We start from the raw sequence: 13,111 nt of genomic DNA, 5'->3' as shown, positions 1-13,111 counted from the left end.
TTAAAGCATTAATTGTTTTAGGGAAAAGTTATGAAACTAAAAACTGCCATAGTTGTTCAAAATATACGGTATCAAGCTAAGAGATTAAAACTTTTTGAATGCTTTGCTCATGAAACTCATGAAGATCTTGAGCAAGAACTTTTCTGTGAAATTTGGACTTATCTTGATAGATATGATGAAAGTAAAGGTAGCTTTAACACTTTTGTAGCAAGATTAACTGAACGTCGTGCCAATAACTTATTGGAGAAACAACTATGTATGAAGCGCAATATTAATAACTATGTCAATATTGAGAAAACAGAAGCTTTTGAAGATGAAGTAGCGAAACGTACTGATGTAGATTACATGATTTCAACACTACCAAGAAAGATGCAAAAGATATGCGAGCAACTCAAGTACTTTAACTTATATGAAGTTGCTAAGATGAATAACATATCAAGAACTACTTTAAATACTATGGTAAGAAAAATACGTATAAAACTCTCTTCCATCTACTACAAGGGCAAAAAGAAAAATTGAACATAAATTCTACCTTTCCTGAATATATAACATATACCATTGAGGTGAATAAATGACTTTTAAAATTTTAAACAATAATGAAAGATTGAAAACAACTACAGGCATAAAAGTAGTAATTTTTGGTCCTTACGGTATTGGTAAAACCAGCCTCTTAAAGACTATAAGTGAACCAACACTATGTCTTGACTTTGAAGCAGGTCTGCTTGCTGTTCAAGATTGGCAGGGAGATTCAATTAGTGTTCGTACTTGGAGTCAAGCTCGTGATATTGCTTGCCTAATTGGTGGTCCGAACCCTGCACTAAAATCTGATCAGGCGTATAGTCAGAAACACTATGAGCATGTCTGTAGCAAGCACAAAGATCTTCTTTCTGAAGTTTCTAAATACCGATGCATCTTTGTGGATAGTATAACCGTTGCTTCACGTTTATGTCTATTATGGGCAAGGATGCAACCTGAAGCTTTTTCCGATAGATCAGGAAAAGAAGATAAAAGAGCTGCTTATGGGTTGCTTGCTCAAGAGATGATGGCATGGCTCAATCAGTTTCAACACATCAGAGATAAAGACATCATCATAGTTGGCACACTAGGTCAATATCTCGATGACTGTAATCGTTCAACATGGCTGCCTCAATGTGAAGGAGCTAAAACTGCTAGTGAAATTCCTGGGATAGTTGATGAAGTAATTAGCATGGTTGGAATCAAGAAAGATGATGGAACAGAGAAACGTTCATTTGTCTGTCAGACTATTAATAGTTGGGGATATCCAGCTAAAGATCGCAGTGGCTGCTTGAATATGGTTGAAGAACCACATTTGGGTAAATTACTTGCAAAAATTAAAGCCAAAACTTTGGCACCTATTGCTTAATTAAAAATTGGAGAATAATTATTATGGAACAAAGCTTTTTCAATATCGGTCAAAAAATTCCCTTTTTCAGTGTGAAAGAATACTTGAATGATCAATCACCAATACCAGAAGATATAATCTCGCCAAGGATTCTGACAAAAAGAGGTCTATTAGTACTGGGTGGCCCACCTAAGATTGGCAAAAGCGACTTTTTGATCTCTTGGCTTGTTTACATGGCTGCTGGAGTTTCATTTTTGGGTATGACTCCAAGCAAACCTATGAAAATTTTCTATCTGCAAACTGAAATTGAATATGAATATATGAAAGAACGTTTGCAACAACTTCAACTGGATAACGAACTTTTGAATATAGCTGCCAATAACTTAATCATTACACCAAGAGTACAATTATCTTTCAGCAGTGAAGAAATAGATGAAATTAAAAATGTTATTAAAGAGCGTTTTAAACCTGATATTATTGCAATCGATCCTCTTCGCAACATCTTCAACTCAAGTGAATATGGCAATGAAAATGACAATAGCGCTATGCTATTCTTTTTGCAAAAAACGCTTGAAAGACTGAGAAATGTTATCAATCCAGATTCGGGCATAATACTCACTCACCACACAAAAAAATTATCGAAAAAGATGCTGGAAGAAGATCCATTTCAAGGCCTAAGCGGTGCTGGATCTTTACGTGGATTTTATAGCACTGGCATGGTGATGTTTGCTCATGATGAGGAAAGCACTGTCCGTCAAATAGTATTTGAGCTTCGTAATGGTGAACGTGTAGCAAGTAAGCTTGTTGATAAGATAGATGGTCGTTGGAAGCTTGCAGACCAATGGAGTTGATTCCTTTTTTTCACTTAATTTATAGGAGACAATATGTTATCAGATTTTTTAACTGATTTTAATACTGCAAAATTACAAAGTAATTTAATACCAAAAGGTACAATAGTCAAGGTAAAAATGGCAATTAAACCAGGAGGTTATGAAAATTGGTTCACTAAAAGCTACACTACTGGCAGCATCTATTTAAACGTTGAATTTACTGTCACTGAAGGTCCATATGCAAAACGCAAGATTTTTCAAGTAATTGGTATTAAAAGTGGCAAAGCAAGAGTTGAAGGAGAAGATACTTGGGGAGAATCTGGACGTTCTATGCTTAGAAGCATTTTGGAGTCAGCACGAAATATTCATGCACATGAAACTTCAGAGAAAGCGGTTACTGCTAGAAAAATCAACTCTATAGCTGATTTTAACGGGTTAGAGTTTACTGCAAAAGTTGGTATTGAAGCTGATCGGTATGGAGAAAAGAACAAGATTGCTACGGTTATTACTCCAGAACAATCTGAAGTTGATTGGTTGCCATTTTGAAGTACGACGAAGAGAAGCTCTGGATTGCTGTAATTGAGAGAGCTATCAAAGATGCAGCAGTAGAGCTAAAGAAAGAAGCAATTAAATGCAGAGTCTTTTGAAACTGTTTGTGAGCTAGCTAATCTCAGCTCTAAGCGTATGAAAAGTATGTATGGGGGTTTTATGCATAGAAAAGAAATAAAAGGATTATTGATTGATAATATTAAGAAGTGTGTACCTTACCTAATTCCAAACGGTAATTTTTATCGAGAGAGGACTTATGTTGGCAATTTTGATGGGAATACGATTACAGTTAAAATAGTAGGTAAAGAAACTGGAAACTGGCGTAATTTTACTAAAGGAATTAGTGGTGATATTATCGATCTTTGGACTTTAGTTAAAGGTGATATAAATTCCGCTAAGAAGTGGTTAAATACTAAAGAAAACACAACAGAACATAAAATTACATCGTTTTCAGCAAAGCATTACTTAAATGATAAATCACCAATGCCAAAAGATATAATAGGCCCAAGAATTCTAACTCCAAGTGGTCTTTTGGTCATAGGTGGAGCTCCTAAAATAGGAAAGAGTAATTTTCTACTTTCCATGTTGGTACATTTAGCTGCTGGAGTATCATTTCTTGATATGAAGCCTGCAAGGCCACTTAAGATATTCTATCTACAGAATGAAATGGAATATAGAGAGCGCTTACAGAAGCTAAGAATCAGCAAGAAAACCCTTGATGCAGGAACAGAAAACTTAGTTATTACTAAAAAAGTACAGTTAACTTTGAATGTGGAAAAAATAAAGGAAATTATGTCGGAAAATCTCGATGTAAAAACAGTTGATCTTATAGTAATAGACTCTGTTTTTGATTATAGGAGTATGATCTCTTTTCTGCAAAATAGTATTGATGAACTACGCTCTATAACTAATCCTGCTGCTGGAGTAATAGTTACACATTACACCAAAAAAGTGTCAACAACCACGTTAAAAAAGAATCCATTTCAAGCATTGAGTGGTGCTAATGTTTTAAGAAGTTTATATACATCTGGAGTAATGATATTTAGGCCAGAAAGGAATACTCTGCAATTGATGTACGAACTTAAAAACGGCAAACCAATACCAAAAAAATTCATAAACATGGTTAACGGACGCTGGATAGCCACAGCTTAACCAAATTTCTAAACTTTAAATATATTGGAGATTTTATGGATATCTATTGCAATTTTAATACTGCAGCTTCACGAAAAAATGCATCGTTAGTAGAAAAAGAACAGCTTAAAGCTCAGCTTTTGTTAAATATCAGATCATGCCTTTCATATCTATTACCAAGAGGAACTTTTCGTGGTGATAAGTTTTATGTAGGCAATATACAAGGTGATAAAGGCAAGAGTCTAGTAGTAGAATTAAGTGGCAGTGAAGCTGGCCTATGGCATGATTTTGCAACAGGAGAAGGTGGTGATATCATTGATCTTTGGGCAGGAGTACATAGAAAAAGTACGAGAATAGAGTTTCCTGAAGTAATGACTTCTATAGCTCAGTGGCTTGGTCATTTCAAAACTTCAAGTAGTCCAACTGCATATTGGGATTATTACGATGAAAACGGCCAAGCTATTGTTAGAGTATATCGTTATGATGATGATAGTGGAAAGAGATATCTTCCTTTTGATATCAAAAAATCCACCTTTAGTGTACCAGAGATAAGGCCACTATATAATATTCCAGGTATTTTAAAGTCCGATAAAGTTGTTCTGGTTGAGGGAGAAAAATGTGCAGAAGCGCTGATAGAGAAAGGAATAACTGCAACAACAGCAATGTCAGGAGCAAATGCACCTATTGAGAAGACAGATTGGACTCCACTTAAAGGTAAACATGTTATTATTTGGCCAGATAATGATGAACCAGGTAAGAAATACGCTGAAAAATCTGCTATGAAACTTACTTGTCTTGGAGTTGAAGAACTTTGCATTTTGGAAATACCTAAAGATAAACCAAAGGGTTGGGACGCTGCTGATTGCGTGAAAGAAGGTGTAAATGTTGAAGAGTTCATCCTTAGTACAAAAAAGGCTCCTTCAAAAAAATCGTTGAGAATAGATACCAGAGCTTGGGCTAATATTGCTCCAGAAAGAGAATGGATTGTTAAAGATTGGCTTCCTATTGGAAGTGTTACGGCTCTCTACGGTGATGGTGGTATGGGAAAGTCTCTACTTGCTCAACAACTAATGACAGCAGCGAGCACAGGTAAATCTTGGTTGGGAATGGAAATTGAGCAGATGAAGACATATGGTGTATTTTGTGAAGATGATACAGAAGAGCTGTGGCGAAGACAGTGTGCTATAAATAGATTATATCAGTTAGATATGGAATCCTGTGACTTTCATGATAATATTGGCTTTTTATCGAGAGTATGGAAAGATAATCTACTCATGGTATTTGATAACAAAGATATAGGTAAATTAACTCATTGCTTTGAAGAATTACTTGAAGATATTAAATTGTTTCAACCAAAGCTAGTAGTTTTAGATACAGCAGCAGACTTATTTGGTGGCAATGAAAACAATCGCTCTCATGTGAGACAATTTATTCAAAGTTGTTGTGGAAAAATAGTGAAAGTAATAAAAGGAGCTGTATTATTATGTGCTCATCCTTCTGATTCAGGAATAATACGTAAAACAGGTACAGGTGGTTCAACTGCGTGGAATAATACAGTAAGATCTCGTTGGTACTTGTCAAAGCCAGATAAAGCTGATGCTTCTGGTAATGAACGAGTACTTTGCCGTAAGAAGTCAAATTATTCTGCATCTAACGAAGAAAAGATTTCATTTTATTGGCATAACGGTGCGTTTGTACAATCTGATGATACATTAAATTCAGAAAGAATAGTAAGGTCTAGCTATAATACTAAATTGGATTTAGAACGTCTAAGAAGATGTGATATAATTTTAGAGTTAATTGCTAATGAAGCATATAAAGGCGAAACTTACACCGCGGCACACTTTGCTAGGTATTTTGAGGGAAAGCTAGGCCTTGGAAGTGAACGTAGCATCCGTGAAAGGATTAGCCATCTTGCAGCTCTTGGCCACATAAAGTTCTTTAAGGAAGCTCTTGGATATAAAGTATCAAGCACTAAATCAAAGTACGGCTATTTATGTGTTAAAGACATGGAGTTAAAAATTTCTGAAAATCAACATGTGCTGGTAAAGCCAGATTATTATCTTTCACCAAATAACGGAGTAACCTTACCAGTTGAAAATCCAGACGTTTGGGTGATACATAATTCTACAAAACAAGATGGTAAAATAGTATAGTAAGTTGGCAAGTTGGCAAACTGAAGAATCTGCCATTCTACCAACTTAAAATTGATAAAAATATAAGAAAATCAATAGTTTAAAGAAATAGTAAGATGGCAAGATGGCAAAAAGTTGCCAACTAGATAGCATGGGTAAAGTCCTCTTCTATAGCGGGTTTAGGGAAGTTGGCAAGATGGCAAAAATCTATATATATAAATATATACTATGCTATAGTACATAGTATATATCAGTTAAGAGAAGAACTTAACGTTTTTTGATGTCCTTTCATAATTTTGCTTTTTCTATGGAGTTGCAACCTACAATAAAAATATAAAGTAAAGGCAGTGAAAAACAAATGATCCATAATAGCGTTTTAAAAAGATTCTATGACTTCAGGGTACAATTATACCACCAAGACCTAAGTTACTCATGTAGGGTAGCTTAAAACTCGATTACGAGGCATCTTAATACCCCAAACTTTTATTTATTAAAAGAAAACCTACAATTAGTTTATCATGCTTTTTGTTGATTGCAAAGAAAATTTTTTGAACCTAAAGAACAAATGGTTAGTAGACTTTTTGAAACATTATTTTTGCAATAGCTTTACTTCTACCATAAGTTTAACAGAGGCTCTAACCCTCATCTTTTTTTTAACAAACGCATAACGCTGGTCTACTGAGTTTAATAGCTGAACTAAGAATTCAGATCTCCGGATTTTCCGGAATACTCAATAACTTTCAAGTGAGCTGGGTCTAGTTGCTTTAATAAGGCTTTTATGCAAGCGCGATGAAGACTTGAGGTAGAAAAGATTGAAGAAAGCAAAATAAACAGCTTTATATTCTTAATTTTTTTAGATGAGGCAAAAGCTGCATTTTAAAGCTATCTGTAACTTTAGGGTATAACTTTACTAGCCACACTAAAGAACGCTTATAATGCCCTCTAAAACGCATCTTTAGTAAACTTACTAGTAAGTTTAACACATTTTTTACACTTTGCAAAGAAAATTTTTCAAAAAAGATTGAACAACTTATGGTGAGTATAAGGGGTTATGGAGACTATTATGGGAATACAACAATTTTTATCGCAAACCTCTGAGAAATTGATTGCAAAACTCTCAGTAATGAAATCAGCAAATTGTAGATGAAGCTCAAGGAAAAAAGTCTCTAGCTACAGGTGCGCCGTAGAGACATGGAAAGTGTTGAAGCTGCATGATAGATGAGGGTGGGCCCCTCGGAGCCGGTTTACAAGAGCAGGCTTTAAACAACCATAAGCTGCTTTGGTAAAGAGCCAAGGTGGTGAGCGTTATGGAAAAGGTGCAACTATGCATCATGTGTGAAGTAGAGAGATGAACGAAAGTGAACCACTGATGAAGTGTCGAAAATGACAATTAGGAGGCGTCAAAACCAGGGGTTCTGTAGTAACCTGGGATAAGTCTATCAGGAGCTTGTTTACTGGGTAGATGGCGTCCGGCATAGAGGTGGCATGAATCTATTTTAGGCTATTGTGCGGAACTACGGGAACCTGTCGTTTCGATGATAAGGAAGAAATCCAAGGAGCTAAACTCTAAGGATGAGAGTACCGATGCGAAAAACAGGGGCGGATCAGCTCGTAGTAGTGAAGAAGTTTCTGTAATGGGAATGGAGCGAAGGGGCTGAGTTATTTAGTTTTAGTTATTTATCAACCGCAAGGGAGGAGTTAATGAATAAAACAAAGTCTTTTGATATACCAAAGCAACTTATTTGGAGAGCTTATAAACAAGTATCGAGAAATAAGGGTGCTGCTGGTGTAGATGAGGTTTCGATAACAAAATTTGAGGAAAATCTAAAAGATAATCTGTACAAACTATGGAATCGGATGTCATCTGGAAGTTATTTTCCAGAAGCTGTAAAAGCTGTTGCAATACCGAAAGGTACAGGAAGAGGACAAAGAATTTTAGGTGTTCCTTCAGTAATCGACAGGATAGGGCAAACAGTAGCTTCTATGTATCTTGAGCCGCTAGTAGAGCCAAAATTCCACGAAGATTCATATGGTTATAGACCAAATAGATCTGCATTGGATGCGGTAGACACAGCGCGTAAAAGATGCTGGAGGTACGATTGGGTGATAGATCTTGATATATCAGGATTTTTCGACAATTTAGACCACAAGTTGGCATTGCAAGCTATCAAGAAGCACACAGACTGCAAATGGGTCATACTGTATGTTGAAAGATGGATGAAAGCTCCAATTCAGCAAACAGATGGCAGTAAGGTAATCAGGGATAAAGGAGTTCCACAGGGAGGTTCAATAAGCCCGATAATCTCAAACATATTTATGCATCATGTATTTGATGAGTGGATGAGACAAAAGTGCCCAACAATACCATTTGAGAGGTATGTAGATGATGCGATAGTGCACTGTAAGACTCAGAAGCAGGCGGAATTTATGAAGATAGCAATTGAAGAAAGATTGGCTGAGCATAAGCTAAAATTACATCCTGAAAAGACACAAATTGTGTACTGCAAGGATGACAATAGAAAAAGTGAATTTCCTACGCAAAGTTTTGATTTTCTGGGCTACACATATAGACCAAGGTTAGCAAAAAGTAAAATAGGAAAGCATTTTGTTTCATTTCTTCCTGCAATTAGCAACAAAGCCAAGAAAAATATTACTACAACCATAAGGTCATGGAAAATACTACGAAATACACACAAAACATTAGAGGAAATATCAAAGATAGTAAATCCAATAGTCAGAGGCTGGTATCAGTACTATGGCAGGTTTTACAGGAAAGAGATATACAAACCTCTGAGAAACATAGAGCGGCACCTAGAAAAGTGGGTCAGAAGAAAGTACAAGAAACTTCGAACTCATGGAAGACTAGCAAGGCAACTTCTAGGAAAAATGAGAAAGGAAGGGCCAGAAACTTTCTACCACTGGATATTAGGTTTAGGTCAAAAGATGAATAATGGAAGCTGTGTGAGTCGAGAGGTTCATGCACAGTTTTGCGAGGGGCTCGTGGGGAAGTTCCACCGGTCTACTCTCCCCATAGAAGAAGAAACAGAAGCTCGTAAAACTTGATTGCCGCTTAAAATGGAGACAAAGATCAAAATTTACGCCCCCAATTTTATCATACATAAGGGAGACAAAACTTCCACTATTTATTAGTAATAAAAAGCAACTTAGTTTATATTTGCTTTTTAGAATAAACTTATTTTCAATATGATTGACACTTTAACTTTAAAAGAAGGGGATATTGAGACTACTGCATTTGATAATAACAATGTAACTAGAGTATTACACAATGGAGAGTGGTGGTATGTAATAACAGAGGTAATAGCTTTTCTCACAGGTAGTAAGAACCCATCTGATTACCTAAAAAAGATGAAAAGCAGAGATATAGGGCTTTCTGAAGGATGGGGACAATTTGTCACCCCCCTTGAAATTAAAACAAAAGGTGGTAAACAGAATGCTAATTGTACAAATGTTGAGGGGTTATTGCGTATCTTACAGTCTGTTCCTTCCAAAAAGGTTGAGCAGTTTAAACGTTGGCTTGCAAAGGTCGGGTATGAAAGATTACAAGAATATGAAAATCCAGAGCTGGCATTTAAACGAGCCTATGCTGATTATGTTGCAAAAGGATACTCTAAAGAGTGGATACAGAGGAGAATGCAATCCATATCTGTAAGAAATCAACTCACAAAAGAATGGGATAACAGAAAAATATCCGACCATAATAATAAGCATCTTGAAGGCAAGGAATATGCAATATTGACAGATGTGATCTCTCAGGCAACTTTTGGTATCAGGACTAAAGAACATAAAGATCTAAAGGGTCTAAAGAAGCAACCATTAAGGGACCATATGACACCAATTGAGCTAATTTTCAACATGCTTGGCGAACAAGCAACTATTGATGAAGTAAAAATCAAAGATGCACAGGGTTATTATGAGAATTTAGAGGCGGCAAAAGATGGTGGTAAAAATGCTAGTGTAGCAAGAGAGGCATTTGAAAAAGCGCGAGGTGTAAAAGTTGTTTCTTCGGATAATTTTCTCAAGAAGATTAAAGATTGAGGTTTTCACTGTGAGAAGAAAGGAATCAAAACATTCTCTGCTAATTTTAGCCGATTCTACTACAACACTGTTCTTTAAAGCGTTTTAGAGGGTTGTTATAGCGTTATTAGTGATTTGCATAGGGGGGAAGATAGCATCTTTATCAAAAACTCATGTAACCTCTTTAAAATCCAGTAAACAGTTCTTTCCAAAATGGAAACAACTCAGGTGTCTAGAAGTTCCGTTTAGCGGGTTCTTAAAGCTCTTTAATTTCTGAGCTACATTCAAATTATTTTAACTTTTTTTCAGAAAATCCCGGAAAAAGTAGTGAGAAATCCGGTATATATATTATAGAAGGGCATTGAGTGTAGATGTGCTTCAAACACAAAAGCCGGCAAACGAACAGAGTAGAAAAGATTGAAGAAAGCAAAAGAAACGAGATAGGTTTTTGGTGAGTTACGTAATTGAGAATTTATATTTTTTTAAATAAGACAAAAACTGTATTTTAAAGCTAGATGTGACTTTAGGGTAAAATATACTACTTTTACTTCTCGTCAACACAGTTAACGAACTACCACAGTAAAAGGGTTAATACGGTAACCATAATGTTTACGCGATGATCCAGGCCAACCAACTGTTTGAATCACATCATTACGTTCGATGTTTAGTCCTAATTTTTTAGCTAAGGTGGTTTTTATTGTTCTTTGGATTGTGTTTAGTGGTTTTCTGATGTGATGTTCTGGATCTGCTTCTGGATCAAGATTTAGGCGCTTTTCTATTTCAGTTATGCGAAGCAACATGTGTTTTTCAGGAGGTAATTCTTTTTTACAATCATTCAAAAATTGTTCAAATAATACGCGCAAAACTTTCATACATGCTACAGCTTTCTTATTTAGAATCTCTATATTGTTTACGTAAAGTGAGCCCTCTATCAATTGCAACTTTAGTAATTCCTTCTCTTTAGGAGGTTCAATTAGATTAAGTGCAGTATGTAAGATTTGCATTGAAGTATTTGGTATGAACTCTAGTACTCCTCTTTGTGCTGCTTCTTGGAATACTTCAATTAAAGTCTTATGCTGAAAGAAAAGGTCAACCATTTTTACTGTGGGCAAATCAAGAGGTATGTTTGATGGATTTTTTCTTAGTATTATTAATACAGTTGGATTAGCTTTAAGCTTATCTATCGTTAAGAATGTTGGATTGGTGCAAAAATCAAGTATGATTAAACTTACAATCTTACCTTGTCCACCAACATGATAAACTCCACTTTCCACTTTTTGCCACATAAAATTTGTATCACTTAGCTGACCTTCAAACCAATTCATAAATTTCTCTGGGTTTAAATATGCAGATAAGCGGTGAAATCTTTGCTTCTTGTAGGTATTAGGTAAAATATCACGGTTGCAGTTTTCACAAATTATATTATCGCATGCTTCGTTAAAGTCCTCATCAATGAAAATCTCATTGTTACAGTATGGATCAACTATATTTGGCCAATCTAATTTATCTTGTCTACGAGAGCAGATAATGTAAGACCTCTCTTGCATCTTAATTAATTCAAGATCTGACAAATACCTTGCTGCTTTGATGTAATTTTGATTTGGATTAACCCAAGAGCTGCCAGAATTAAGAAGATCAGAGATTTGCTCTTGGCAAGATTGTAAGACCATAAAATTGTTTTATGTATGCTTTAAAATCCTCTCTTTCCCTTTTATTCAGAGGATGTTCAGAGTAGTAAATTGCTATATACTCATCACTTCGCTTGAAAAATAAGCCTATCTTTTTGCCTTGAAATATTACTTTAATCGACTCTATCAATGGCACTATGTCTCCTACAAATGGCTTTAAAACATGCAATTCCGGTGCAATAGGATCATATGGAGCAACAGTCAAAGTGATATTAGTATAGCTGTAATTGAAACGATTTGACTGAAACTTTAACTCAAAAACACGAATATTTGAATCAGATTCATTAATACAAGTTTCTATAAATTTATGCACCTGTTCCGCAAAGTTTTTATCCTGCACATCTACAAAAATACATTCGCAGCCAAAGTAACAACTTGCAATGCTATTTGCTATTTCTATAGCTTGATCGATATTTCTAGCACCAAGATCTACCTGAGTGCCATTTAGTAGAAAATCCAAAATCATCCACTCTGCCTTATGGCCATGAATAACTTTGTTTGAATTTAACAACAAATCTATATCGCTAGCTTTTCGTATTAACACATATAAACGATTCTGATGATAGAAGAAACCTTGTAGTTGATTCTCGAAACTGTCATTTCTCTTAATGTTATCTTCTTTCAGTATTTGTTGTATGATTTCCTCTGAGATAAAGTCCTTAAATGGAGTACTTGGTCGTCTTGGTATTTTTTGTAAGGCAAAAGACATGAAACTCTTTCTTTGTATTTTTTCAAAGTGATAGACAGACTTTAAAAGATTGTAATCTGCATGAAACAGTAGAAACAGCAAAGACTTCTTATCATATTTATTATTATTTTTTACAAGGTAGGATTTCATGAGTTCCGTAGTTAATGCAGATCTTGCAATTTCACTGACAGTAACTTCTAGTTTTGCACGGTCAAAACAGGTAATCAAGTAGTAAGTAACGAGAGAATCGGAATAATTAGCAATCACTTTACGTTTGTATTGTACAGATGTATTATCGTAACTTTCGTCATCAAAGAGTTGAGCATTTAATTTATCTTTAAAGGAGTTTTGAAAAATAATATTTAATTGCTTACCAGAAAGTGAATCTATCCAAGACTGACGTATTTTTGTATTGTGAAAACGATCAAGCAAATGGTTAACAGGGACTTCTAAATCATCTTCCCAAAATTTACGATTTGGATAAATGTTCATAAGAAACTAACCACAGCATAATAGACTATTTAAATAGTTAAGATAGAAATCTGAAAGCCTTGACCAATAATTATGCAAGGGCTGTTTACTGATTTTTAACCAAGTTTTTTCTAAAAAGTTTGCTTAAGAAGAAGATTTTTTGGACAAAAATTTTTCAAATCCTGAATATATATTATATAGCACTCTAGCAAAACAAATTC

General features: G+C 35.2%; 11 protein-coding genes. 9 read left to right on the top strand and 2 right to left on the bottom strand.

Going from position 1 to position 13,111, the window contains the following annotated elements; genetic code table 11:
• Nucleotides 1-30: 30 nt before the first annotated feature.
• From OOL01_RS05295 to OOL01_RS05255, 9 genes are all read left to right on the top strand, one after another.
• Nucleotides 31-519, top strand: a complete 489-nt coding sequence (locus tag OOL01_RS05295; RefSeq protein WP_230609203.1) for a sigma-70 family RNA polymerase sigma factor — start codon at nt 31-33, stop codon at nt 517-519.
• A gap of 52 nt (nt 520-571) precedes the next feature.
• Nucleotides 572-1,384, top strand: coding sequence for an ATP-binding protein (locus OOL01_RS05290; protein ID WP_264686506.1), 813 nt, complete (start codon nt 572-574; stop codon nt 1,382-1,384).
• A 23-nt stretch (nt 1,385-1,407) separates the two neighbouring features.
• Entirely contained in the window at nt 1,408-2,214 is an 807-nt protein-coding gene (locus OOL01_RS05285; RefSeq protein ID WP_017532025.1) for an AAA family ATPase, read from the top strand.
• Nucleotides 2,215-2,247: 33 nt separating this feature from the next.
• Nucleotides 2,248-2,739 (top strand): hypothetical protein, encoded by a 492-nt coding sequence (locus OOL01_RS05280; RefSeq protein ID WP_264686505.1) that lies wholly within the window; start codon nt 2,248-2,250, stop codon nt 2,737-2,739.
• A 162-nt stretch (nt 2,740-2,901) separates the two neighbouring features.
• Nucleotides 2,902-3,894 (top strand): helicase RepA family protein, encoded by a 993-nt coding sequence (locus OOL01_RS05275; RefSeq protein WP_264686504.1) that lies wholly within the window; start codon nt 2,902-2,904, stop codon nt 3,892-3,894.
• Nucleotides 3,895-3,929: 35 nt separating this feature from the next.
• Nucleotides 3,930-6,029, top strand: coding sequence for an AAA family ATPase (locus OOL01_RS05270; RefSeq protein WP_264686503.1), 2,100 nt, complete (start codon nt 3,930-3,932; stop codon nt 6,027-6,029).
• Between the two features lie 1,514 nt (nt 6,030-7,543).
• Nucleotides 7,544-7,666, top strand: a complete 123-nt coding sequence (locus OOL01_RS05265; RefSeq protein WP_264686502.1) for a hypothetical protein — start codon at nt 7,544-7,546, stop codon at nt 7,664-7,666.
• A gap of 43 nt (nt 7,667-7,709) precedes the next feature.
• The gene (gene ltrA, locus OOL01_RS05260; protein WP_264686501.1) at nt 7,710-9,071 is read left to right on the top strand and encodes a group II intron reverse transcriptase/maturase; all 1,362 of its coding nucleotides are present in this window, start codon (nt 7,710-7,712) and stop codon (nt 9,069-9,071) included.
• A 141-nt stretch (nt 9,072-9,212) separates the two neighbouring features.
• Nucleotides 9,213-10,064, top strand: coding sequence for a BRO-N domain-containing protein (locus OOL01_RS05255; RefSeq protein ID WP_264686500.1), 852 nt, complete (start codon nt 9,213-9,215; stop codon nt 10,062-10,064).
• A gap of 542 nt (nt 10,065-10,606) precedes the next feature.
• Here OOL01_RS05255 and OOL01_RS05250 read toward each other — a convergent pair.
• Nucleotides 10,607-11,713: a hypothetical protein gene (locus OOL01_RS05250; protein ID WP_264686498.1), complete on the bottom strand. Its 1,107-nt coding sequence runs from the start codon at nt 11,711-11,713 to the stop codon at nt 10,607-10,609.
• Nucleotides 11,679-12,911, bottom strand: a complete 1,233-nt coding sequence (locus OOL01_RS05245) for a hypothetical protein (protein ID WP_230609158.1) — start codon at nt 12,909-12,911, stop codon at nt 11,679-11,681. Before OOL01_RS05245 ends, OOL01_RS05250 begins: the two co-directional genes overlap by 35 nt.
• Nucleotides 12,912-13,111: the final 200 nt, after the last annotated feature.

Origin of the sequence: Wolbachia endosymbiont (group B) of Rhopobota naevana (assembly GCF_947250615.1) — a bacterium.
In the GTDB taxonomy this organism is placed as follows: domain Bacteria; phylum Pseudomonadota; class Alphaproteobacteria; order Rickettsiales; family Anaplasmataceae; genus Wolbachia.
This window is presented reverse-complemented; position numbering and strand designations above follow the sequence as displayed.

Coding starts and splice junctions, on each gene's coding strand:
- ltrA (WP_264686501.1), top strand. CDS start 7,710: ATGAATAAAACAAAGTCTTTTGATATACCAAAGCAACTTATTTGGAGA.
- OOL01_RS05245 (WP_230609158.1), bottom strand. CDS start 12,911: ATGAACATTTATCCAAATCGTAAATTTTGGGAAGATGATTTAGAAGTC.
- OOL01_RS05280 (WP_264686505.1), top strand. CDS start 2,248: ATGTTATCAGATTTTTTAACTGATTTTAATACTGCAAAATTACAAAGT.
- OOL01_RS05265 (WP_264686502.1), top strand. CDS start 7,544: ATGATAAGGAAGAAATCCAAGGAGCTAAACTCTAAGGATGAGAGTACC.
- OOL01_RS05250 (WP_264686498.1), bottom strand. CDS start 11,713: ATGGTCTTACAATCTTGCCAAGAGCAAATCTCTGATCTTCTTAATTCT.
- OOL01_RS05290 (WP_264686506.1), top strand. CDS start 572: ATGACTTTTAAAATTTTAAACAATAATGAAAGATTGAAAACAACTACA.
- OOL01_RS05270 (WP_264686503.1), top strand. CDS start 3,930: ATGGATATCTATTGCAATTTTAATACTGCAGCTTCACGAAAAAATGCA.
- OOL01_RS05295 (WP_230609203.1), top strand. CDS start 31: ATGAAACTAAAAACTGCCATAGTTGTTCAAAATATACGGTATCAAGCT.
- OOL01_RS05275 (WP_264686504.1), top strand. CDS start 2,902: ATGCATAGAAAAGAAATAAAAGGATTATTGATTGATAATATTAAGAAG.
- OOL01_RS05285 (WP_017532025.1), top strand. CDS start 1,408: ATGGAACAAAGCTTTTTCAATATCGGTCAAAAAATTCCCTTTTTCAGT.
- OOL01_RS05255 (WP_264686500.1), top strand. CDS start 9,213: ATGATTGACACTTTAACTTTAAAAGAAGGGGATATTGAGACTACTGCA.